This window comes from Sphingobium chungangianum, from assembly GCF_977014255.1.
On record NZ_CDRNIV010000006.1, the window covers coordinates 2,647,810 to 2,669,773 of the forward strand.

Consider the following 21,964-nt stretch of genomic DNA (forward strand, 5'->3'; position numbering starts at 1 on the left):
CCAATCAGGCCTTGGTCGGAGCAGCAGCCGTCTTGGCGGCAGGAGCAGCCGGGGCAGTCGCGAACGAAGGCTTAACAGCGCCGTTCGACACCAGGTGAGCCAGCAGATCGACGGTGAAGCCATTCAGCTGTTCGGCGATCGACTTGTTGCGACGCTGCAGGAAGTTGTAGGCAAGCACGGCGGGAACGGCCACGGCCAGACCCAGCGCGGTCATGATCAGAGCTTCACCGACCGGACCGGCAACGGCGTCGATCGAGGCCTGACCGGCAGCGCCGATCTTGATGAGCGCGCGATAGATGCCGATAACCGTACCGAACAGACCGATGAACGGCGAAGTCGCACCGACGGTCGCGAGGAACGCCAGACCACCGCCCAGCTTCGAGTTGATCGAGGCTTCCGAACGGGCAAGCGAACCGTGCAGCCAGTCATGGGCTTCGACAGGATCGGTCAGCTTGGTGTGTTCTTCCTGAGCCTTGATGCCGTCATCGACGATCTGCTTGTAGGCCGAGTTCTTTTCGAGCTTGGCCGAACCTTCCTTGAGGGTCGGGGCGCGCCAGAAGGTTGCACGAACCTTCTTGCCCTGATTGAGGACCTTCTGCTGTTCGATCAGCTTGGTGAAGAGGATGTAGAATGTGCCCACCGACATGGCGCAAAGGATGAGGAACACGGTCCAGGCGATGGTGCCGCCCTGCTGCAGGGCCTCCATCAAGCCGTAAGGGTTCTCCGATTTCGGCGCGGCCGCGGCTGCGAGATACATCAACATTTTCAAGACTTCCCTCTCAAAAGGATCAATAGAAGGGGAAGGCGGCAGCGGCGCCAGCCTTCCCGTTACAATTATTCAGGCAGTCGCCAGGTGATGCGACCATTATAGGTATCCGACATCGGGCCACCCCCGGCTGCCGTGGCCGGTTTGAACTTCGCGCGGCGCGGCAGGAGACGGCAGGTCGCCTCATCGAGATCGGAATGACCGGTCGAAGAGGTGATGGTGCAGCTCGTGACGCGACCGTCAGGGCCGATCTCGAGCCGGAAACCCGCTGTACCCGAACGCTCCTCACGCTGTGCGCGGCTCGGATAGTCCGCATCGCTAAGCCAGCTGCCGGGCGAACTGCGCGGCGTTGCACGCGAAGCAGGCACTGCAGGTGGCGGCGGCGGTGGTGGCGGTGGAGCAGCAACCGGAACCGGGTTGAAAACCGGCGGCGGCGTACGCACCGTGGCAATGGCCGGCGCGGGGGCTGGCGTCTGGACGATCGGCGGAGGCGCGACCACTGGCGGCGGCTCGACCGGCTGGTCTGGCGGCGGCGGCGGCGGCTCCTCATCCGGTGGCGGCGGTTCCTCCTTCACGTCGATCACGTTCAGCTGTTCCGCCGCCTTTTTGACATATTTCATGCCAAGGCCGGTAACAAAGGCATAACCCAGAACAGCGTGAATCAGGGCGACGATGACGATCGAGATCGTACGAACTCGATCCTTGCGAGTGGTCAGCATAGGCCATTCGGCAACGACACTCCTTAACTCAACTTACCATTGTTATAAGCAAACAAGCCAAAAATGGCCCTAGTTGACCAGGTCGTCCCTGGCCACCTTTGGCCCCCTTCCGCGCATTTGCTACCGCGCAAACTCCTATCGCGGCGCATCGTGGCACGCAAACGCTTTATCGACAGGATAATTTCCGATTAGCATTTTAATACAGAATGACTTGCCTGTGACAACATTGTCACGGATGACTTTAGGCAGGACGAACATGCAAAGAAAATCCTCCATGACCTTCAAAACCGCCGCCGCAACATGCCTCATTTTCGCCGCATCTCCGCTGATTTCAGCGGCCCAGACGAGTGATGGCACAAAGTCCGCCACCCTTTCCTATGCCGATTTCGCGGATTTGGCAGACACGGCTCCGCTGGTAGCCGTAGCACGCATCAGCAGCATAATTGCACTACCCGAAAAAACGGTCCAAAATGTCCCTCCCGGTCAAAAACGGGTCTTTGTGGAGGCCGAAGTCACGTCACTGATTCGCGGCGAAGGGGGAATCAGTCCACGCGTCCGCTATCTTTATGATGCGCCGTTGAATGGCCGAGGAAAGCTTCCCAAGCTGAAGAAAACGCAGGTCATCCTGTTTGCTCGTCCAGGAGGACGGCCGGGAGAAATCCAGTTGGTGGCGGGCGACGCTCAAATTCCTGCCACGACTGCGGCGATCGAGCAGGTGAAGGCCATTCTGTCTGAACTGGTAGCTCCCAACGCACCGCCTCGCATCATCGGCCCTGGCGACGCCTTCCACGTGGCAGGCACGGTCGCGGGTGAAGGCGAGACACAGATTTTCCTGCGAACGGCCACGGGGGATCCGGTATCCCTTTCCATCCTGCGCCGCCCAGGGCAGCAACCGAAATGGGCCGTTGCCCTGGGCGAAATCGTCGATGAAGCGGCGCGGCCGCCCGCACCAGGAAGCCTTCTCTGGTATCGCCTGGCTTGCAGCTTGCCGCCCACCCTGCCGGGCTCTTCGGTTCGCGCGCTGGCTCCTGTCGATGCGGAGGCGGCTCGGATCGATTATGCCTTTGTCATCCAGTCACTCGGCAATTGCGGCCGCAGCCGTTCCGCGCGTTGACACCCCCTCACGCGCCGCCCTTGTCCTTTTTCTTGGACAGCGGCGCGTTGGCGGCTATCAGCGCGGCATTATATCAGCCTGAGGACAGCCACTATCATGACCAATCTTCACCGCCATGCCCCGCTGCGCGTCGCGCTTGTCGGCCTTGGCACGGTGGGCGGTGGCGTGATCCGGCTGTTGCAGACAAATGCCGACCTGATCGCGCGGCGCGCTGGCTGCCCGATTCAGATCGTCGCCATTTCCGCGCGTGACCGCAACAAGGACCGGGGCGTCGACCTGTCGCCCTATGAATGGGTGGACGACATGACCACCCTGCCCGGCCGCGATGATATAGATGTCGTGGTGGAGTTGATCGGGGGCGCCGACGGCCCGGCGCTCACCCTCGCCCGGCAGTGTCTTTCGGCGGGTAAGCCGTTCGTCACGGCCAACAAGGCCATGCTGGCCCATCACGGCCTTGATCTCGCCACGCTGGCGGAGAAAGCCGGCATCGCCCTCAAATATGAAGCGGCCGTTGCCGGGGGCATCCCGGTCATCAAGGGCCTGCGCGAAGGCGCCGCCGCCAATGAGATCAGCCGCGTCTATGGCATCCTCAATGGCACCTGCAACTACATCCTGACCACGATGGAGAAGGAAGGGCGCGGTTTCGACGATGTGCTGAAGGAAGCGCAGGAACTGGGCTATGCCGAAGCGGACCCGAGCTTCGACATCGACGGTGTCGATGCCGCGCACAAGCTGACCATTCTTGCCAGCCTCTCTTTCGGCACGGAACTGGACTTTGGCAGCGTCGCGGTAACGGGCATCCGCCACGTCATCGCCGCCGACATCGCCGAAGCAGCGGCCATGGGTTATCGCATTCGCCTGGTCGGGATGGCCGAAAATGGACCGGGCGGGTTATTCCAGCGCGTTCACCCCATGCTCGTCCCCCTCGATCATCCGCTTGCCCATGTCGACGGTTCACTCAACGCCGTCGTGGCCGAAGGCAATTTCGTCGGCCGCCTCTTCTTCCAGGGCCGGGGCGCAGGCGATGGTCCTACAGCATCGGCCGTGGTCGCAGATTTGATCGACGTCGCGCGCGATGAATATGGCGATGCCCTGGCGATGCCGGTCTCGGCATTGGCGCGGCAACCGGCAGCGGACGCAGGCGCGCGGATTGGCCGCAGCTATCTGCGCTTTAAGGTACAGGACCGCCCCGGCGTCCTTGCCGAGATCGCCGCGGCGACGCGCGACGCCGGTGTGTCGATCGAAAGCATGATCCAGCGCGGCGCAAGCCATGATGACAGCGTGCTGATGGCGATCGTCACCCATGCGGGGGAAGAGCGCTGCGTCCTCGATACGCTTCGGCGGCTCGCGGGATCGGACAGCCTGCTCCAGGCCCCGATGGTCATGCATATTCTCGACTGAAAAGGGCCGCCGTTTAACGGGACGCGAAGCTGCGCATCAAAGTTTCGCGCAAAGGTTCGCCAAGTTTGAATACGCGCAGACGGGCTTGCTTGGGGCAACCCATGTTTCCGATAATCCGGCACGGCCGCGCGTCGAAGCGATAGGCGCTCATCTTGTTGTCCGCGCGTCTAGTGCTGCCTTCCAACGGCAGGCGGCTCGAAGTCGGCCGACCGGACATGCACAGCGTCGGCACCGCCTGGCACGGGGCTGCCTTAGCCGAGATAGGTTGAGGAGGGTGAGCCGCTGACTGAACGAGGCTGGCAGCAAGCAGCGCGGCGATCATCATTTCGACCCCTTGTCATTGTTGGCATTTTAACGCCACAGACGACCTTCCGTTGCATTGGCGCCGCGAAAAGCAGGCTGAGGCGGGGTGGATGGCTCGACAAGGCCGGGATGACCTCCTATCGCGCTGATCACAAAGAGACAGCAGAGGGATTATCATGGTGCAGGCTAGCTCAGTTCTCGATCGCGTCCTGGTGCTTGAGATGGTGCGTGTCACCGAAGCGGCCGCCATCGCCGCCTCGAAGCTGATTGGACGCGGCGACGAAAAGGCGGCTGACGCTGCCGCTGTCGAAGCGATGCGCATGGCATTCAACGACCTCTACATGGACGGCACCGTCGTCATCGGCGAAGGCGAACGCGACGAAGCCCCGATGCTCTACATCGGTGAGAAGGTCGGCAACGCGATCGGATCAGGCCCGAAGATTGACATCGCTCTCGATCCGCTGGAAGGGACGACGATCACGGCTAAGGCCGGTCCCAACGCGCTCGCGGTTCTCGCCATTTCGGAAGAAGGCGGCTTGCTGAACGCGCCCGACGTTTACATGGAAAAGCTGGCGGTGGGTCCGGGCTATCCCGATGGCATCATCGACCTCAACAGGCCGGTGAAGGAGAATGTCGAAGCCGTCGCGAAGGCAAAGGGCGTTCATCCCCATGAGATCATCGTCTGCGTTCTCGACCGCCCCCGGCATGAAAAGCTGATTGCGGAACTGCGCGCGATCGGATGCGGCATCATGCTGATCCCCGACGGTGACGTCGCCGGTGTGATCGCGACCACTGATCCGGAAACGAATATCGATATTTATATGGGTTCAGGCGGCGCGCCTGAAGGCGTGCTGGCGTGCGCGGCACTTCGCTGCGTCGGCGGTCAGTTCAAGGGTAAGCTGCTGTTCCGCAATGACGACGAGCGGGCGCGGGCATTCAAATGGGGCATCACCGATCTCGACAAGGTTTATGACCTCAAGGAGCTGGCAAAGGGCGACTGCATCTTCGCGGCGACCGGCGTCACCGACGGCTCCCTGCTCGCGGGCGTCAAGCGGCTGCCCGGCGGCAAGCTGACCACCGATAGCGTCGTGATGCGCGCCAGCACCGGGACGGTTCGCTGGGTTAAGGGCGATCATCATCTGGACCGGAAGCAGTCCTGACCGGAATATAAGCCGATAACGAAAAAGGGGGCGACAAGCCCCCTTTTCTATGCGTTCCGGTCAGGCTGCCTTATCGTCCAGCCCGGTGATTGAGATCATGCCCCAGGGCCAGCGTCACCACGCCAAACAAGGTGTAAGCACTTTCCTGCCATCCATGATCAAGGGTCATGGCACCCGCCATGATGCCCAGACCCAGCGAGCCGACAGCCGCGGGCATCATGAAGCCATGTTCCATGGCCCCCTGCCCAAGCGCCACCGCCCCCAGCAGGATAGCAAGCACAAGCCCAACCTCATGGAAGAGAGGATTCTCAAAAATCCCGCCCGCCGACGCAAGAACGCCAAGCAGCACTGCGGTGCCGATGCAATGCGCGACGCACATGCCCGACAACGCAATCGCGATGCGATCGATGCGGCCATTTGACAGGCGAGAGCGGATGCTGGTTGGCATGGTAGCCAGTACATAGGCCAGACAAGATGAAGTTACAACATATCATCTGACATATTCGCCCGGATCAACGATGCATTTCCTCGAAACCGGGCAGAAGGTTCAGGCGGCAAGTCGCAAACAGTTTCGCCCGCTGTTCTTGGCGCGGTAAAGGGCCTTGTCCGCAACATCGAGCAGATCCGCCCTGCTCGCTCGCCCGTCAAGTTCAACGAGTCCCGCGCTGAAGGTAATGGCGATCGATTCGCTGCCGACGGCGCTGATGCGCTGCGCGGACACCATGTTCCGTAAGCGCTCGCACACCATGCTCGCGCGCTGGATATCGGTGCCCGTCAGAAGAATCGCAAACTCCTCTCCGCCAAGCCTTCCGATACTGTCCCCGCCGCGCAAGCCAGGACGCAGGCGCTCGACGAAGCTGGAGAGCACCTTGTCCCCTACCCCGTGGCCGTAGCGATCATTGACCGATTTGAAATGATCTATGTCGATCATTAGCAGACAGGCATTGGCGCCTCGCGCCACCCGTTTGATTTCCTGGTCAAGTTTTTCGATGAAGGCCCAGCGGCTGTCGGCGCCGGTCAGCGTATCCACGGCCGCGACGCGCTGCAGCGCCCTCTGCCGCGCCTTGTGCCGCGACATGTCCCTGATCGTGCTGATCACCCCGGTAGGAAGGCCCTGTTCGTCCAGCACGGCACGCGTGACCATCTCGCACCAATCGACCCCATCGGTGAAAGCTGCCGGGCGGAACTCTACTGTCTGCACGTCGCCCGGCCGTGCCAGAGCGCGCTGATGAGCCCCGTGAACCTCCGCGCGATCCTTGGGATCGACCATGATGTCCGCCGAACGGCCCACGAGCACCGCGGGCGCGCAGCCGATCTGCTCGGCCGCTGAAGGCGAAGCATATTGGATGATGCCATCAACGCTGACGTTCAACACCAGGTCGCCGCTATGTTCGGCTATGGCCCGATATCGGGCCTCGCTCGCCTGCAGCATCTGGAACAATCGGCGGCGCCCGTTCAGTTCGGCTGCAAGCGGCATGGACAGCAGGAAAGTGAAGGCAAGGAAGAACTGAAACAACTGGGTGCGTTCACCCACGCTACTGGCTACTACGTTCACCGGCCCATGGCCCGTTATGGTCGCGGCCCCGCCGATCACGGCGAGCAGCACGACTGCGGCCGCCGTTCCCAACGACCCGATGCGGAACGCGATCGCGACCAGCGGCAACACCAATAGGAACAGCATCGGGTAATGCGCGAAATAGAATATATGGACGATCACGGCCGCGAAAATAGCCAGATGTGCCAAAGCCTCCAGCTTCTGCCTGCCGGATGTCTCCCGAGCCCAGGTGCGAACCTGTCCCTGCAACAGCATCGTCAGGATCGGCGTGCAGACCAGGCCGCCCAGCACATGGCCGCTATACCATTGCAGCCATGAAGCGCCGAAGGACACAGGCGTAAGGGTCGAGGCGACAAGCGCCGCAGCCGTGCCAGCGATGATATTTGCAGGGATGCAAAGTGCCAGGATGAAGACGAGAAGGGAGCGCTTCGACCCGTCACTCAGGTGGACGGGAATGAACCGACGGCACAGGATCGCGACGATCAGCGATTCGGCGATGTTGATGAACGCCATGGGCAGCGCTGCCCAAGGCCCCATGCCAAACAGCGACGTCGATATGATGCTGGCAATACCGCAAGCCACGATTACACGCGGCCAATAGCTGGTTTCCGATGTCTGCAATTCCGCCATCAGCAACGCGTTGGCGGCCCATACAAAAGCGAGTCCCCCTTCGAACCGCGAGCACAGCATCGCCAGCGTCGCCATCAGGAAATAGGCAATGCCAGCAACCAGCGGCGTCAGTCTGGAAGAAGGAGAACGGAGAATGGCAGGCATGACGCCCTCTGCCTAAGCAACCATCCTTAATATATAATAACCATGAGGGGGCGCCGGACGACGACAAAAGCATGACTTTCATCATCTTACAGTTTGGGCAGGTGTGCTGTCGGCAGTTCAGGCCTTTTCCAGCGTACATTGAAGCGGATGCTGGTTCTGCCGGGCGAAGTCCATCACCTGGTTCACCTTTGTCTCCGCCACTTCATAGCTGAAAATGCCGCAAACCCCGACGCCGCGTTGGTGCACGTGAAGCATCACGCGCGTGGCTTCTTCCATGTCCATGCGGAAAAACTGCTGAAGGACATGCACGACGAATTCCATCGGCGTGTAGTCGTCGTTCAGCATCAATACCTTGTAGAGAGACGGCTTCTTGGTGCGGGCGCGGGTGCGCGTCGCGATGCCGACGTTAGGACCGCCAGGGCCTTCGCCCTGATCATCCTGGTCCCGGCCCGCCATCTTCTCCCGATATCTGCTGATGCTGCTCATGACGGGTGAGGATATGGCGATTCCAGCCCTTAAGGCAAGGGGCGCAGATTGCAGGTCATCGCGCAAGGGACGGTGGTAACCAAGAATAGCGGCTCTCACCCTGGGGATGAGAGCCGCTTCATTCTTTCAAGTCTTTTACCGCCGATCAGGCGGCGAGCGACTTTACCTTGTCCGTGACAACGGTAACCCGCGCGGTCAGCGGCTGGGCGACTTCGCCAGCCAGCTTGATCAGCGCTTCGCTGCTCTTCGCGGCTTCCTTGGTCAGCTCGTCAAAGCTGCTCGAGAAAAGCTGGCTCTGCAGCTGGAAGAATTCGGTCGGCGTCTTGACCGTCGAGAAGCTCTTGAGCGAGGCAGTCGCCTTCTCGAAGTTCTTGCGGCTGTAATCGACAGCTTCCTGGCCCAGGGTCTCAATGCCCTTGGCAGCGATCTTGCCCGATTCGACCAGCGCTTCGACATTGCCCTTGGCGATGTCGCTCAGCTCTTCGATGGCCTTGGTCGACTTTTCGACGCCAGCCTTGGCCTTCTCGTTCAGACCGGCATAGGCCGTCTCGAACTTGGCCTTGGTCTCTTCAGCGAACTTCTTTCCGGTTTCGATCACGTCGTTCATCATCTTGGTTCCTTCTGTGGCAGGCAGCATGGTGGGCTCTACCGGCCCGGCCTCGGACGAAAGGCTCTTGGTTTCTTCGACTTCGATGGCGACCTCTTCGACCAGCGGCGCTGGTGCATGAGGGGCCGGATCAATTTCTGGCGGAACAGCCGGTTCGGGCGCTGCATCGACCGCCGTGGTGGCGGCGACGATCGCGACCGGGTCAGGCTTTGCGGCTTTAACCGCCGCCTTCTTGACCGCCACGGCCTTCCGCGCTGGCGCAACCTTTGGGCTGACGCTCACCGCTTCTTCCGCAGCCTTCAATGCTTCAGCCGCCGACAATGTAGAGCCGGGCGTCTTGGCCGCTGCCTTGCGGCGAGCAGGCTTTGGAGTGACTGGCATAAAAGGTTCTCCGTTGCTGCAGTGCACAATATATAATTCAAAGCGCAAACGCAAGAATTTTTGTGCAGTGCAGCAAAACAAGATTGGCGGAGAAATCGGTCCTTGTTTTACCAGTCTGAAATCAGCGTGTTTTGTGAGGCTTAGCGCTCCCTCACATAACGGCCAGGCGCATCCTCTATGGCCTTCAGGGAACCGGCGCCCGGCACCCGACCACCGTCTTTGGCAGAGACCATCGAATCACCATGAGAGCGAATCCATTCGATCCAGTCGGGCCACCAGCTTCCCTTCGTCTCCTTCGCGTTCGCCACGAAGTCGGTCAGGCTGGCAGGCAGTTCATCGCAGGACCAATATTGATACTTCCCCGCCGCCGGAGGATTGACCACGCCCGCGATATGGCCAGATCCAGCCAGCAGGAACCGGATCGGCCCAGCGAAGTGGGATGTGATCTTCCACACGCTTTCGGGAGGAGCGATATGATCTTCCCGTCCCGCCTGAACATAGGCGGGCGTTTTGACCTTGCTCAGATCAAGCGGCGTTCCGTCGATGGTCAGCGCCCCCGGCACCACCAACTGGTTGTCGCGATAAAGCTGCGTCAGGTAATTTTTGTGCCAGCACGCGGGAAGATTGGTGGTGTCGCCATTCCAATATAGCAGGTCGAACGGCGGATAATCCTGCCCCAGCAGGTAATTATTGACCACATAGTTCCAGATCAGGTCGCGGCCGCGCAGCAGGTTGAACGTCGCGGCCATATAGCGCCCATCCAGGAAGCCCCCGGTCGAAAGCTGGTCAACCAGTTTCATCTGCTCATCGTCGACGAACAGGCCAAGATCCCCCGCCTCGGTGAAGTCCACCTGCGCCGTGAAGAAGGTCGCGCTTGCCACCTTGTCCGCTTCGCCACGTTCGGCAAGATAGGCCAGGGTCGCAGCAAGGGTGGTGCCAGCCACGCAATAGCCGATCGTATGGACGCTCGGCACGCCGAGCAGTTCGCGCACGGTGTCGATCGCGTCGACCTGGCCGCGGACGATATAATCGTCCCACAGCAGGTCCTTCATCGACGCATCGGCCGATTTCCACGACAGTAGGAAGACGCTCATCCCCTGGTCGGTCGCCCATTTCACGAAACTTTTTTCCGGCGACAGGTCGAGTATGTAGAAGCGGTTGATCCACGCCGGAAAGATGACGAGGGGCGTTTCCAGCACCTTGTCCGTGGTCGGTGCGTAGTGGATCAGCTGGTAAAGCGGCGTTTCCTTGATCACCTTGCCGGGAGTGGTCGCGATGTTCCGGCCAAGCTCAAAGACGGTGCCGTCCGTCTGGGTCAGCTGACCTTTTTCCATGTCCGCCAGCATGTGCTGGAGGCCCTCGACCAGATTTTCGCCCCCGCTCTGCAGGGTCTTTTCCATGACGAGGGGGTTGGTCAGCGGAAAGTTGCTGGGCGCCACCGCGTCCAGCATGCCGCTGGTAGCGAAGCGCAGCTTTGCCTTTTGCTTGGGATCGACCCCATCCACCGCGTCCGTCAATTTCAGCAGATAGTCCGACATCAGCAGATAGCTTTGCCGGACCAGGTCGTAGAACGGATGCTTGGTCCAGGCGGGGTCAGCAAAGCGGCGATCCTTGCGCGCGGCAGGGCTTTCGGGAGGCGGAGCGTCCGGCTGGTCGCGAAGCATGCCGCCTGAGTCAAGAAACCGCTGCCACAGGGCCAGACCTTCATTGGCGAAGCCTGTCTGAATGCGCGCCACCGCATCTGGATCGAACGGCATCGTCCTTCCCGTGGCTCCGGCTGCCTGCTCCAGAATGAGCTGCTGCGCCCGGCCGACGACTTGCGTCCATTGCTGCATCTGTTCCAGCGTAGGCAGATGAGGCTCGTTGAGGTTCTGCGCTTCCATGGCCACCTTCCTCCTCCTGGCATCCTGTATGTCCGCCGCTTTCGCTGGCGTGAGCCAATCTGGCGGGCTATAGCCAGAGCGCATCGCGCGAAAGTGCGTGCAGCACTATTCCCCATGGAGACCTTTCAGGAAAGCCCTATAATGTCCGAAGAATTTTACCGCATGAAGCGCCTGCCACCCTATGTCATCGCTGAAGTCAACGCGATGCGGGCCGCCGCGCGAGCCGCGGGTGAGGACATTATCGACCTCGGCATGGGCAATCCTGATTTGCCGCCACCCGACCACGTCATCGCCAAGCTGTGCGAAGTCGCGCAAAAGCCGAGCGCCCACGGCTATTCCCAGTCGATGGGCATCCCCGGACTGCGTAAGGCGCAGGCCAATTATTATGGCCGCCGCTTCGGCGTAGATTTGGATCCGGAGACCGAGGTCGTCGTGACCATGGGGTCGAAGGAAGGGCTTGCCAGCCTCGCGACCGCGATCACCGCGCCGGGCGACGTCGTTCTGGCGCCCAACCCCAGCTATCCGATTCACATGTTCGGCTTCATCATCGCGGGCGCCACCATTCGGTCGGTCCCGACGACGCCGGATGAAAATTATTGGAAGTCGCTGGAACGCGCGATGGCCTTCACCGTGCCGCGTCCCTCCATTCTGGTGGTTGGCTATCCCAGCAATCCTACCGCCGAGACGGTCGATCTTGCCTTTTACGAGCGACTGGTCGCCTGGGCGAAGGAAAATAACGTCTGGGTCCTGTCCGACCTAGCTTATTCCGAACTATATTATGACGGCAACCCGACGCCTTCCATCCTGCAGGTTCCGGGAGCCAAGGATGTCGCGGTAGAATTCACCTCGCTCAGCAAGACCTATTCGATGGCGGGTTGGCGCATCGGCTTCGCGGTCGGCAACCGCCAACTGATCGCGGCGCTCAAGCGGGTGAAGTCCTATCTCGACTATGGCGCATTCACGCCGATCCAGGCCGCTGCCTGCGCGGCGCTCAACGGGCCGCAGGACATCGTTCAGAAGAATCGCGAACTCTATCACAAGCGCCGTGATGTCATGGTCGAGGCGTTTGGCCGCGCTGGCTGGGAAATTCCGGCGCCCAAGGCGTCGATGTTCGCCTGGGCTCCACTGCCCCCCGCGCTCAAGGACATGGGCAGCCTGGAATTTTCCAAGCAACTCCTGACCCATGCCAAGGTCGCGGTAGCTCCCGGCGTCGGTTATGGTGAGGATGGCGAAGGTTTCGTCCGCATCGCCATGGTGGAAAATGAGCAGCGGCTGCGGCAGGCGGCGCGCAACATCAAGCAATATCTGAAATCCATGGGTATCAACACGCCCGCCAAGGGCGCGGCCTGACGGAAGCGGCGCCGGGTTAAAGGGCGTGGCACTTCACTCGACAATCCCCCTGCCCCAGGTTTCGCAGGTCGCGCAGACGATCCAGCTTGCTTTGGCGCCGGTGTTCCTGCTCGCGGGCATCGGCGCCTTCCTAAACGTCTGTGCGGGGCGCCTTGCCCGGATTATCGACCGCGCCAGGCTGGTCGAAGGCAAAATACTCACGTCGCGCGGTAAGGAACATGACCGCATGGTGGGCGAGATCCGCGTGCTGGACCGGCGCATGAACGTGGTCAACGTCGCGATCTTCCTTTCGGTGGCATCCGCATGCGCGGTCTGCCTGGTCGTCATCCTGCTGTTTGCGGGCAACCTGTTCGGTGCGCATCTTGGCACGCTCATTGCCATCCTGTTCAGTCTGGCGATGCTGCTTCAGGCGGGCGGTTTTGCAACCTTCATTCAGGAAATCCGCCTGGCATCGCGCACCATCCGCATCCGCAACGAAGTCCTCTATCACCAGGCGGAGGGGGAAGAGGAGGCATGACCAAATTCACGGTCAACGACCGCCCGGTCCAATATCGGATGGACCCCGACACGCCACTCCTCTGGGCGCTGCGCGACGCATCCAACCTGACCGGCACCAAATATGGCTGTGGAACGGGCGATTGCGGGGCCTGCACGGTCGATATCGACGGGCAGGCGGTGCGCTCATGCCAGGTCAGCATTAGGGAGACCGAAGGACGCTTCGTCACCACGATAGAAGCGCTTTCCCCCGATCGCGGCCACCCGCTGCAACAGGTCTTCGCGGCCGACAACGTGTCGCAGTGCGGCTATTGCATCCCCGGTGTCCTCATGGCGGCGTCGGTTCTGCTGAAGCGCAACAACGACCCGAGTGATGAAGATATAGATGCCGCCATCACCAACATATGCCGTTGCGGCATCTACCCCCGCCTGCGTGGCGCCATCAAGCGCGCCGGAAAGGTCATGCGCGGCGAGGAACAGGTAGAGGCAGCCCCGCCCCCCGGCGTGTCACCCGAAGAGGCCGCCCGCGCCGTCCCGGCGCTCCGGCGGCCCTAGTCCCGCCGCCGCCTAGCCGAACCGATAGGCCGATACCGGCCATCCCCTCACGGCGTCGTCATAATCAACCTGCGCGACATCATCGCCGCCCGCGCCCAGCGCCACCATCAGCGGCAGCAGATGCTCTTCACGAGGATGGGCGAAGCGCGCCTCCGGCAGCGTCTCCCACGCGGCAATACGTGCCGATCGCCGTTGCGGGTCCGTATCCGTCACCGCGTCAGTCAACGCCTCGTGCCACAATAGCGATGGTGTTCGCGCCTGCGAATCCTGCACCCGCATATTGTGGAAACTCATCCCCGACCCGATGATCACGACCCCTTCATCCCGCAACGGCTCAAGCGCGCGGCCTGTGGCGATATGCGCCTGTGGGTCGAGGTCTTTTCTCAGCGAGAGTTGCACGACGGGAATGTCGGCCTGCGGCCGCGCGACCTTCATCGGAATGAAGATGCCGTGGTCCCAGCCGCGTCCATGCTCTTCCGCGACGGGGAAGCCAGCGTCGCGCAGCAGTTGGGCGGCGCGGTCGGCAACGGCGGGCGCTCCCGGCGCATCCCATTTCAGGGAATAAGTGTGGGGTGGGAAATTATAATAGTCGAACAGAAGGCCCGGACGATCCCCCTTATGCACGGTAAGGACCGGCTCCTCCCAATGCGCCGACACGATCAACATCGCGCTCGGCCGTTCGGGCAGACTCTCGACCAGTTGCGTCAGATAATCCTGCATCGTCTGCCACATCGGGTCGCTGTAGGGACGGTCGGGATCTGCGGGGTCCATGAAGAAGCAAGGACCGCCACCGTGCGGGATATAAAGGCTGGGCTGTTTCATGACCGCTAGATCGCGCGCTGCCCCTGACCATGCAAGTGTGCGGCGTGAAACAGTGCGTTTCGCACCCCCCTACGCTTCGCCAGCCTCGATAATGGGAGCGATGGCCTGCGCGAGCGTGGCGCCTGAATAGGGCTTCTTCAACAAGGTGATCCCGCTGAACCGCTCGGGCAGGTCCAGGCCATCGCCATAGCCCGTCGCGAACAGAAAGCTGATGCCATTTTCCGCGAGCATGTCGGCGATCGGCAGGCTGGTTTCATTGCCCAGATTGAAATCCAGGACGGCAAAATCGATCGCATGCAGATCGATGGCTTCACGCGCTCGCCCGACGCTGGCGGCGGTGATGACTTCCGCGCCCAGATCGCGCAACGCATCCTCGCCATCCATCGCGATGATCATATTGTCCTCGACCAGAAGGACATTGCGCCCTTTTAGCAAGCCGGGAGCAGGAGCGGGCGCGGGCTTCGATCTTTCCCCAACGGTGACGTCCGGCAGAACCGACACGATATGCTGGGACGGGATGCAGAAATGCGCCTCCAACCCGGAAAGGCGGTAGGTAATCTCTGCCTTGCCATCCAGATCATAAGGGATCGACCGTTCGATGACGGTGGACCCGAAACCCCGGCGGGTCGGGGCGACGACGGCCGGGCCACCGCTTTCATTCCAGTCGAGCAGCAAGCTGCCCTCCGGATCGACACGCCAGTCGATCGCAACCGTGCCACCATCCGACAGCGCGCCATATTTGGCGGCGTTGGTCAGCAACTCATGAATGACGAGGGCTAGCACGGTGAAGGCCGACGGCGTCAGCAGTACATTGGGGCCGGTCTGTTTGACCCGGTCGCGCCGCTCGCCCAGATAAGCCCCTGCCTCCACCTCGATCAGGTCCTGCAACCGTGCCGGTGCCCAGCGGTCAGCCGTAATCTGGTCATGGGCGCGGGCCAGCGCATGCACACGGCTTTCCAACGTGTCGATAAACTCGTCCACCGAACGGGCATTGTCGCGCGTCTGGGACAAAAGCCCACGGATCAGCGACAATATGTTACGGACCCTGTGATTCAGCTCGGCAATCAGCAGTTCCTGCTTTTCATGCGCCTTCTGCCGTTCCTCGTTGGCGGAGTCGGAAAGGCGCAGCACCACTTCCAGCAGAGCCGTCCGCAATGCCTCCGCGACGCGCAATTCTGCCGGGGTGAAAGGCACCGACGTGCCCTTCACCAGTTGCGACCATTCTTCGAAACTCTTGCGCGGGGTCAGGCGCGGCCCATTCGGCCCATATTCGATATGCTTTTCCTGATTGCCCGCCCAGCGCACCGAACGCATCTGCTCCGCGCGGAACAGCACGACATAGTCGCGCGGTCGCCGTGACAGCGGAATGGCGAGCAGGCCCGCCGCGCGATCGGCATAGGCTTCCGCTTCGGGCATCACCCGGCAGAGGCAGTCGGTCGCGAACACTTGGCTTGCCGCTGTCCGATTGAGCATCGAGACGATCGCTGCAAAGGCGGACCTGTCCGGCGTCAAACCGGCCAGCGTCACGTCCCCGTCAATATACACGCCGACGCCATCCGCGGGCACGGTGTCGAAGATGACGTCCCCCAGCCAACGGGCATTGGACAGCAGATCATGATCCTGGGCAACAGCGGACATAAGGCGGTCGGCGACTTGCCGCGCCTTCCCCTCATAATCCGCCGTCTCCGCCCGCTCGCGGCTTTCCAGCATCATGGAGAAAATCTGTCCGAACAGCTCAGCCGCGCTACGCTGCGCGAAGGTCGGCAGGCGCGGGCCATAATGGTGACAGGCGAACAAGCCCCACAAGCGCCCCTCGACGATGATCGAGATGGAGAGCGAAGCCCCCACGCCCATATTGCCGAGATATTCGATGTGGATCGGGGAAACCGCGCGCAGCAGGCACAACGACATGTCGAGCGCCGCGCCAGTGGGATCAAGCACCGGGATCACCGGAACCGGCTCTGCCCGCACGTCCGCGATGACGCGGAAGATGTTGCGCAGGTACAGCGCCCGGGCCTGCGTCGGGATGTCCGAAGCCGGGTAATGCAGCCCGAAAAAGCTGTCGATGCCGGGCCGCAACGCTTCGGCCACGACTTCGCCGTCGCCGCCATCGGCGAAGCGGTAAACCATGACGCGGTCGAATCCGGTCAAGGCCCTCACCTGCCTCGCTCCATCGCGCAGAAAGGCAGCCATGCTGTCCGTTTGAGCAAGCCGCGCGACCATGGATCGCACCATGCTGGTCGCCTCGATCTCATCCGCGAAAGCCGGTTCGGCCTCGATCACCACCAGCGAGCCCGAGAAATGAACGGCGATGTCAAAGGGCTGCACGCCCTCGATCAGCACCAGCGAAAACATCCGCTCGACCGCGTCGGGGCCACGCAGCAACGTGATCCGGTTCCGCAGGGAGTGAATCGCATCATCCCGGAACAGGCCGCTGATCGGCTGGCCCAGCATCTGCTCAGGCGCCAGCCCGATGAACTGTTCACAATTTGCCGAGACGCGGGAAACCAGCCAGTCGGCGGTCAGCGCAACCAGAAAGCCGAACGGCTGTATGGTGCCCGGCACATGGATCGGTTCGCGATCGCAGTTGCTGATGTCGACGGCGAAGTCGGCCATCTCCCGTCCATCGCGTTCAGCCATGAGTGCTCACCCGTTCCGCCGCGGCACCTGCCGCGAACAGAGCGAAGGCGGCTTGCGCTCCCTGTATCGCGTTGTCGATCCAATCCTGGCCACCGCCATCCGCCGCCTTGTCCAGCGCTTGCTGAAAGGCGATCCAGCTTCCTTGGCCGTGGACAGACTTGAGATAGGCCCTGGGCAACCCGGCAGGCACGCGCCGCTCCAGCATGGCGCCACCCAGCCGCGAACCTTCCAGGGCGTAGAGCGCACCCCACCGAAACCCTTCGCCCGCATGCGCCGTTGTTTCCAATGGCTCCGGCAGCGTCTCGCCCAATAGAGCAAGGTCTTCCATCAACTGGGGCAAGCGCGGAGAATCGGGCATCGCCAACTGTTCCAGCGGCATCAGCGCGCGTGCATGCGCTTTCAGAAAGGCTCCATATTCCGCAGGGGAATCCACCGAAAAGCCGGAAAAAAGATCATCCACCCGCTGATGGTTTTCCATCGTCGCTTTTCTTAAGGCCTGTCGAATTCGGCCGACGTTGGACGTTCTCTTCACTCGTCGTTCCTAAAGGCTGACACCGAGGCGCGCACTGATCTGGATCAGTTTTTGAGCCTGACGGCGGTGGTTGGTCGATTTTCTACCGAATAATCGATTTGTGTACGCCAGGTCCCAATGACCATCTATACTTGGGAGATTCTTTCAAATCGCTGACGAACGAGTTCAGCGTCGCGACATGGCGACATACATAAAAGGGAAATCATGCGGGGCATGGCGCCCCTTTTGGAAAGAAAAGACCATGTTGAGGAAAATGATGTTGGCGGGGCTGATGACCGCCACCGTTCTGGGTGGCGTCGCCCCTGCCTATGCGCAACGCGGGCAGGATGGAGGGCGCGATCGCGGGGGTGAGCAGTCTGGCCGGAACGAAGGCCGGGCACCCCGTGGCGGCGGGCAGGATGGCGATCGCGGAAACGTCCGCGTGCGTGACCAGGCTTCCACGCAGCGTTGGCAAGAACGCGTAAATGATCGCGCGCGGGTACAGACTGTTCCGGCACAGCCTAATCGACAGTGGCGTGCTGCGGAATCACGCCCTGATGCTCCTCGCGATGCGCGGCGCAACGATACGCGCGTCCGGGAACGGGCCGTTGGCGATCGTCCGCAGTGGCGGGATGACCGCCGGGACAACAACCAGGCGGGCTGGCGCGGCAGTCGCGACGACAGGCGACAGGACCGGCGTGATGATCGTCGGGATGGACGCCCAGAAGGGCGCCTCGACAGCGGCAACAACTGGCGCGGCAGCCTGGCGGGCAATCGCCGGTTCGATGATCGCACCCGCTGGAACGGCCAGCGTCGTTGGGACAATGACTGGCGGCAGGACCGCCGCTATGACTGGCGCAGCTATCGCTCACGCTACAGCGACCGCTACCGGATGGGCCGCTATTATGCGCCGCGCGGATGGAGCTATGGCTACAGAAGCTTTTCGACAGGCATCTTCCTGAACAGCTTGCTGTTCGCGAACAACTATTGGATTAACGATCCATGGTCCTATCGCCTGCCGCCTGCCTACGGCACGCTGCGTTGGGTGCGCTATTATGACGATGCCCTGCTGGTCGATATCCGGGACGGCTATGTCGTAGACGTGATCCACGATTTCTTCTGGTAAGCGGAGGATCATATCCGCTGATTTCATCTGGGCCTGGCGCCATGTGCGTCAGGCCCTTTTCATTTGCACCGACGGGACGACGGCGGCAGGAAGCGGGCATGACGGACGTGATTGATGATGGCGGCATCGCTTCGGCCACTCGGGCAAAGATCGGCGATGCGGTGCGCGCAAAGCTGGACCGCAACCCCTTGGTCAGCCGGATCGACGCCGCGAACCTTGAAATCTACGGCCGCCATGACTTCCTCAGCGCCGAGGAATGCAAAGGCTTGCGCGCGCTGATCGACGCCGACGCCCAGCCCTCCACGCTGTTTTCCGGCAGCGCGAATGCCGACTACCGCACCAGCCACAGCTGCAACCTTAGCCCCTGGCACCCGCTGGTCGATGGCATCAGCCGCCGGATTTGCGCGCTGACCGGCTTGCCGCCCGAAAATGGCGAAACCTTGCAAGGTCAGCGCTATGCGGTTGGTCAGGAATATAAGGCCCATTGCGACTATTTTCCGGTCACCGCCAACTATTGGCCCGCGATGATGAAAAAGGGCGGGCAGCGCAGTTGGACGGCGATGATCTATCTGTCGCCGGTTGGAGCCGGCGGGGAGACGCATTTTCCCCATTGTGAGTTCAAGGTGCCTCCCGTTGAGGGGATGATCCTCATCTGGAACAACCTGAAGGCCGACGGTTCGCCCAATCCGATGAGCCTGCATGCCGCCCGGCCCGTGGAAAATGGCGTCAAATATGTCGTGACCAAATGGTTTCGGGAGCGGCGCTGGGTACACTGATCGCAAGCGCGCCTCTTCACAGCCGTGATACAAGTTGCGACATAAATGACTGATTCCTGACAGTACTGTTCCCCACAGGTTCAGCGGCCGGAATGCATAACCCCATTGTTGGTGACGGAACCGGCCCAGGGGATGAAAGTTTGATCCCAGCCGGTTCAGGCCGCCAAGCTGATGGGAGAAAATATATGCGTAAGTTGATCATCCTCGGCCTTATCGCAGCGACCGCGATGCCTAGCGCGGTCATGGCCCAGTCGCGCGGCGAAGTGCGCGACAGTGCGCGGGACCTACGTCAGGAGCAGCGCGAACTGCGCGACGCGCAACGCCATGGCTCACGTCACGATGTACGGGAAGAGCGCCGCGATGTCCGCGACGCCAGGCAGGAAATGCGCGAAGATTGGCGCGACTATCGCCGTTCGCACCGCGACGTCTATCGCGGCGGCAACTGGCGCGCGCCCTTCCGCTACAATCGCTGGGAAGTCGGGTCTCAATTACGCCCGGGCTTCTATAATTCCCGCTACTATATCAGCGATCCCTATCGCTATCGCCTGCCCCGGCCCGCGAACCGCAACCTGCGCTGGGTAAGGCATTATAATGACGTGCTGTTGGTAAACGTCCGCAGCGGGCGCGTGATGGAGGTCCATCGGGGCTTCTTCTGGTAACGCCGAACTAACGACTAAGCGCGGCTCCGGACTTCGGTTCGGAGCCGTTCGCTATTTCTTTCGCCACAAGAAGAGCGGTCGCGGTGCGATCGCAGCCAGTATCTCAATTTTTGGAAGTCCCCTTGGCCGCGCCGCCCGTCTCCGAGCAGGCGCGGCCGATGGCACGCACAGGGCGCACCATCAGTCCGAAAGGGGGTGGACCGGAATAGGAACGCTTAGGGTCGGCTAATGTTCCCCTGCGTCAACCCAGCGCCTCCGCGATCAGGCGGCGGCTATTTGCCACGCCATAAAGGGCGATGAAGCTGCCCATGCGCGGCCCCTGATCGGCGCCCAGCAACGTCTGATACAGCGCCTTGAACCAGTCCCGCAGTTCCGCAAAGCCAAAGGCCTCGTCCTTGCCGATCGCATAAACGATATTCTGGATATCTTCGGCGGTGGCGCCATCGCCCAGCGCCGCCAGTTCCGCGTCCAGCCTGCGCAGCGCCTCGGCTTCATTGGCCTCCGGCGCGCGACGCTTCAGCGTGGGCGCCACGAAGTCGCGATGATAGGCCAGCGCATGCCCGATCAGTGCGTCCAGTTCAGGGTAGGTCTGCGCGCTCGCTTCAGGGACATAATTTTGCAGATATCCCCACACCTGTTCCCGGCTGGCGTCGCCCATGACGCCGACCAGATTGAGCAGCAGGCCGAAGGTCACCGGCAGCTTGCCGTCAGGCAGCTTTCCATCATGGATATGATGCACCGGATTGCCGAGTTGCTGCTCGACCTGCTGGTTGGGATAGTTGACCCGGAACTGCCAATATTCGTCCACCGCGCGCGGGATCACGCCCATGTGCAACTGCTTGGCCTTCTTGGGCTCACGATAGGCGTAAAAGGCCAGGCTTTCCTGCGGCCCGTAGGTCAGCCACTGTTCAAGGCTCAGGCCATTGCCCTTGGACTTGGAGATCTTCTCCCCCTTCTCGTCCAGGAACATCTCATAGTTGAAGCCTTCGGGCGGGCGGGCGCCCAGCGCGCGGCAGATCTTGGACGACTGGGTCACCGAATCGATCAGATCCTTGCCCGCCATCTCATAATCGACGCCCAGCGCGACCCAGCGCATCGCCCAGTCGACCTTCCATTGCAGTTTCGCGCCGCCGGACAGGATCGACTGCTCGATCATCTCGCCCTCATCCTCGAACCGGACGAGCCCGGCGTCGGCGTCCAGCACCTCGATCGGCACCTGAAGGACGATGCCGCTCTTCGGGCTGATCGGCAGCACAGGCGAATAGGTCGCCTGCCGTTCCTTGCGCAGGGTCGGCAGCATAATGTCCATGATGTCCTGATAGTGACGCAGGACATTCTTGAGCGCGTCGTCGAACGCGCCGGACTTGTACCGATCGGTCGCGGACACAAATTCATAATCGAAACCGAAGCGGTCCAGAAATTCGCGCAGCATGGCGTTATTGTGGTGCGCGAAGCTTTCGAACTTCTCGAACGGATCGGGCACCTGGGTCAGCGGCTTGCCAAGATGTTCGGCCAGCATCGCCTGGTTCGGCACATTGTCGGGCACCTTGCGCAGCCCGTCCATATCGTCGCTGAACGCAATCAGGCGCGTGGGTATATCGGACAGCGCATGATAGGCGTTGCGCACCATCGTCGTGCGCAACACTTCGTTGAAGGTGCCGATGTGCGGCAGACCGGACGGGCCATAGCCGGTCTCGAACAGGATATGGCCTTTGTCGGGAGCGCCGTTCTGGTAGCGCTTCAGCAGCTTGCGCGCTTCTTCATAGGGCCAGGCCTTGGACGCCAGAGCGGCGGTGCGGAGGATATCGGACACGGTCATGATGCACATGCCCCTAGCCTTGGAAGGCCGGAAATGGAACGTCTTTCCGTACAGCGGCGGAC

20 protein-coding genes and 1 pseudogene are annotated in these 21,964 nt (G+C 61.6%); 9 read left to right on the plus strand and 12 right to left on the minus strand.

All coding sequences use genetic code 11. The features are described 5' to 3' along the window. Positions 1–4: 4 nt before the first annotated feature. Together ACWNC0_RS20095 and ACWNC0_RS20100 are read right to left on the minus strand one after the other, a co-directional pair. Positions 5–763, minus strand: a complete 759-nt coding sequence (locus tag ACWNC0_RS20095; protein ID WP_449474194.1) for a MotA/TolQ/ExbB proton channel family protein — start codon at positions 761–763, stop codon at positions 5–7. Between the two features lie 71 nt (positions 764–834). Continuing rightward, positions 835–1,492, minus strand: a pseudogene (locus tag ACWNC0_RS20100) (energy transducer TonB). A 267-nt stretch (positions 1,493–1,759) separates the two neighbouring features. Here ACWNC0_RS20100 and ACWNC0_RS20105 point away from each other — a divergent pair. Together ACWNC0_RS20105 and ACWNC0_RS20110 are read left to right on the plus strand one after the other, a co-directional pair. Next, positions 1,760–2,599: a hypothetical protein gene (locus tag ACWNC0_RS20105; RefSeq protein ID WP_449474196.1), complete on the plus strand. Its 840-nt coding sequence runs from the start codon at positions 1,760–1,762 to the stop codon at positions 2,597–2,599. Between the two features lie 96 nt (positions 2,600–2,695). Continuing rightward, complete coding sequence (locus ACWNC0_RS20110; protein ID WP_449474198.1) at positions 2,696–4,000, plus strand: homoserine dehydrogenase; 1,305 nt, start codon at positions 2,696–2,698, stop codon at positions 3,998–4,000. Positions 4,001–4,013: 13 nt separating this feature from the next. Here ACWNC0_RS20110 and ACWNC0_RS20115 read toward each other — a convergent pair whose 3' ends face one another. Next, on the minus strand, positions 4,014–4,325 hold the full coding sequence (locus ACWNC0_RS20115) for a hypothetical protein (protein WP_449474199.1): 312 nt from the start codon (positions 4,323–4,325) through the stop codon (positions 4,014–4,016). Positions 4,326–4,479: 154 nt separating this feature from the next. Between ACWNC0_RS20115 and glpX the strand changes: the two genes are divergently transcribed. Next, positions 4,480–5,463: a class II fructose-bisphosphatase gene (gene glpX, locus ACWNC0_RS20120; RefSeq protein WP_449474201.1), complete on the plus strand. Its 984-nt coding sequence runs from the start codon at positions 4,480–4,482 to the stop codon at positions 5,461–5,463. A 70-nt stretch (positions 5,464–5,533) separates the two neighbouring features. Here glpX and ACWNC0_RS20125 read toward each other — a convergent pair whose 3' ends face one another. From ACWNC0_RS20125 to ACWNC0_RS20145, 5 genes are all read right to left on the minus strand, one after another. Beyond that, complete coding sequence (locus ACWNC0_RS20125) at positions 5,534–5,911, minus strand: MerC domain-containing protein (protein ID WP_449474203.1); 378 nt, start codon at positions 5,909–5,911, stop codon at positions 5,534–5,536. A gap of 99 nt (positions 5,912–6,010) precedes the next feature. Further along, positions 6,011–7,792, minus strand: a complete 1,782-nt coding sequence (locus tag ACWNC0_RS20130) for a diguanylate cyclase (RefSeq protein ID WP_449474204.1) — start codon at positions 7,790–7,792, stop codon at positions 6,011–6,013. Positions 7,793–7,909: 117 nt separating this feature from the next. After that, entirely contained in the window at positions 7,910–8,278 is a 369-nt protein-coding gene (clpS, locus tag ACWNC0_RS20135) for an ATP-dependent Clp protease adapter ClpS (protein ID WP_449474206.1), read from the minus strand. 145 nt (positions 8,279–8,423) lie between these two features. Next, positions 8,424–9,266 carry a phasin family protein gene (locus ACWNC0_RS20140; protein WP_449474208.1) on the minus strand — a complete coding sequence of 281 codons (843 nt, stop codon included), beginning with the start codon at positions 9,264–9,266 and terminating at the stop codon, positions 8,424–8,426. A gap of 140 nt (positions 9,267–9,406) precedes the next feature. Continuing rightward, positions 9,407–11,149 carry a PHA/PHB synthase family protein gene (locus ACWNC0_RS20145; protein WP_449474209.1) on the minus strand — a complete coding sequence of 581 codons (1,743 nt, stop codon included), beginning with the start codon at positions 11,147–11,149 and terminating at the stop codon, positions 9,407–9,409. Between the two features lie 141 nt (positions 11,150–11,290). Here ACWNC0_RS20145 and ACWNC0_RS20150 point away from each other — a divergent pair, with 141 nt between their 5' ends. From ACWNC0_RS20150 to ACWNC0_RS20160, 3 genes are read left to right on the plus strand one after another with little or no spacing between them, the layout of a single operon-like run. Then, a complete protein-coding gene (locus ACWNC0_RS20150) occupies positions 11,291–12,499 on the plus strand; it encodes an LL-diaminopimelate aminotransferase (RefSeq protein WP_449474211.1) in 1,209 nt (402 codons plus the stop codon). A 25-nt stretch (positions 12,500–12,524) separates the two neighbouring features. Beyond that, positions 12,525–13,016, plus strand: a complete 492-nt coding sequence (locus tag ACWNC0_RS20155; protein ID WP_449474213.1) for a DUF2721 domain-containing protein — start codon at positions 12,525–12,527, stop codon at positions 13,014–13,016. Continuing rightward, positions 13,013–13,549 (plus strand): (2Fe-2S)-binding protein, encoded by a 537-nt coding sequence (locus tag ACWNC0_RS20160; RefSeq protein WP_449474215.1) that lies wholly within the window; start codon positions 13,013–13,015, stop codon positions 13,547–13,549. Before ACWNC0_RS20155 ends, ACWNC0_RS20160 begins: the two co-directional genes overlap by 4 nt. Before the next feature lie 12 nt (positions 13,550–13,561). On the opposite strand, the gene ACWNC0_RS20165 is transcribed toward ACWNC0_RS20160, so the two are convergent. The 3 genes from ACWNC0_RS20165 to ACWNC0_RS20175 form a co-directional block, all read right to left on the minus strand. Next, on the minus strand, positions 13,562–14,371 hold the full coding sequence (locus tag ACWNC0_RS20165; protein ID WP_449474217.1) for a DODA-type extradiol aromatic ring-opening family dioxygenase: 810 nt from the start codon (positions 14,369–14,371) through the stop codon (positions 13,562–13,564). A 69-nt stretch (positions 14,372–14,440) separates the two neighbouring features. Beyond that, complete coding sequence (locus ACWNC0_RS20170) at positions 14,441–17,011, minus strand: HWE histidine kinase domain-containing protein (RefSeq protein WP_449474219.1); 2,571 nt, start codon at positions 17,009–17,011, stop codon at positions 14,441–14,443. Continuing rightward, positions 17,004–17,489, minus strand: coding sequence for a biliverdin-producing heme oxygenase (locus ACWNC0_RS20175; protein WP_449474221.1), 486 nt, complete (start codon positions 17,487–17,489; stop codon positions 17,004–17,006). The genes ACWNC0_RS20170 and ACWNC0_RS20175 overlap by 8 nt, the downstream gene beginning before the upstream one ends. Before the next feature lie 295 nt (positions 17,490–17,784). On the opposite strand from ACWNC0_RS20175, the gene ACWNC0_RS20180 reads away from it, so the two are divergent. The 3 genes from ACWNC0_RS20180 (at position 17,785) to ACWNC0_RS20190 (ending at position 20,083) form a co-directional block, all read left to right on the plus strand. After that, a complete protein-coding gene (locus ACWNC0_RS20180) occupies positions 17,785–18,648 on the plus strand; it encodes an RcnB family protein (RefSeq protein ID WP_449474222.1) in 864 nt (287 codons plus the stop codon). Positions 18,649–18,746: 98 nt separating this feature from the next. Further along, entirely contained in the window at positions 18,747–19,424 is a 678-nt protein-coding gene (locus ACWNC0_RS20185) for a 2OG-Fe(II) oxygenase (protein WP_449474224.1), read from the plus strand. A 185-nt stretch (positions 19,425–19,609) separates the two neighbouring features. Next, the gene (locus tag ACWNC0_RS20190; protein ID WP_449474225.1) at positions 19,610–20,083 is read left to right on the plus strand and encodes an RcnB family protein; all 474 of its coding nucleotides are present in this window, start codon (positions 19,610–19,612) and stop codon (positions 20,081–20,083) included. 241 nt (positions 20,084–20,324) lie between these two features. Here ACWNC0_RS20190 and ACWNC0_RS20195 read toward each other — a convergent pair whose 3' ends face one another. Then, positions 20,325–21,902: a lysine--tRNA ligase gene (locus ACWNC0_RS20195; protein ID WP_449474227.1), complete on the minus strand. Its 1,578-nt coding sequence runs from the start codon at positions 21,900–21,902 to the stop codon at positions 20,325–20,327. Positions 21,903–21,964 lie beyond the last annotated feature (62 nt).

Bases quoted from the DNA above. Each gene is read 5' to 3' on its own strand.
- ACWNC0_RS20180 (WP_449474222.1), top strand. From the start codon at position 17,785: ATGTTGAGGAAAATGATGTTGGCGGGGCTGATGACCGCCACCGTTCTG.
- glpX (WP_449474201.1), top strand. From the start codon at position 4,480: ATGGTGCAGGCTAGCTCAGTTCTCGATCGCGTCCTGGTGCTTGAGATG.
- ACWNC0_RS20125 (WP_449474203.1), bottom strand. From the start codon at position 5,911: ATGCCAACCAGCATCCGCTCTCGCCTGTCAAATGGCCGCATCGATCGC.
- ACWNC0_RS20140 (WP_449474208.1), bottom strand. From the start codon at position 9,266: ATGCCAGTCACTCCAAAGCCTGCTCGCCGCAAGGCAGCGGCCAAGACG.
- ACWNC0_RS20170 (WP_449474219.1), bottom strand. From the start codon at position 17,011: ATGGCTGAACGCGATGGACGGGAGATGGCCGACTTCGCCGTCGACATC.
- ACWNC0_RS20195 (WP_449474227.1), bottom strand. From the start codon at position 21,902: ATGACCGTGTCCGATATCCTCCGCACCGCCGCTCTGGCGTCCAAGGCC.
- ACWNC0_RS20185 (WP_449474224.1), top strand. From the start codon at position 18,747: ATGACGGACGTGATTGATGATGGCGGCATCGCTTCGGCCACTCGGGCA.
- ACWNC0_RS20175 (WP_449474221.1), bottom strand. From the start codon at position 17,489: ATGGAAAACCATCAGCGGGTGGATGATCTTTTTTCCGGCTTTTCGGTG.
- ACWNC0_RS20145 (WP_449474209.1), bottom strand. From the start codon at position 11,149: ATGGAAGCGCAGAACCTCAACGAGCCTCATCTGCCTACGCTGGAACAG.
- ACWNC0_RS20150 (WP_449474211.1), top strand. From the start codon at position 11,291: ATGTCCGAAGAATTTTACCGCATGAAGCGCCTGCCACCCTATGTCATC.
- clpS (WP_449474206.1), bottom strand. From the start codon at position 8,278: ATGAGCAGCATCAGCAGATATCGGGAGAAGATGGCGGGCCGGGACCAG.
- ACWNC0_RS20160 (WP_449474215.1), top strand. From the start codon at position 13,013: ATGACCAAATTCACGGTCAACGACCGCCCGGTCCAATATCGGATGGAC.
- ACWNC0_RS20110 (WP_449474198.1), top strand. From the start codon at position 2,696: ATGACCAATCTTCACCGCCATGCCCCGCTGCGCGTCGCGCTTGTCGGC.
- ACWNC0_RS20165 (WP_449474217.1), bottom strand. From the start codon at position 14,371: ATGAAACAGCCCAGCCTTTATATCCCGCACGGTGGCGGTCCTTGCTTC.
- ACWNC0_RS20130 (WP_449474204.1), bottom strand. From the start codon at position 7,792: ATGCCTGCCATTCTCCGTTCTCCTTCTTCCAGACTGACGCCGCTGGTT.
- ACWNC0_RS20115 (WP_449474199.1), bottom strand. From the start codon at position 4,325: ATGATGATCGCCGCGCTGCTTGCTGCCAGCCTCGTTCAGTCAGCGGCT.
- ACWNC0_RS20105 (WP_449474196.1), top strand. From the start codon at position 1,760: ATGACCTTCAAAACCGCCGCCGCAACATGCCTCATTTTCGCCGCATCT.
- ACWNC0_RS20190 (WP_449474225.1), top strand. From the start codon at position 19,610: ATGCGTAAGTTGATCATCCTCGGCCTTATCGCAGCGACCGCGATGCCT.
- ACWNC0_RS20095 (WP_449474194.1), bottom strand. From the start codon at position 763: ATGTTGATGTATCTCGCAGCCGCGGCCGCGCCGAAATCGGAGAACCCT.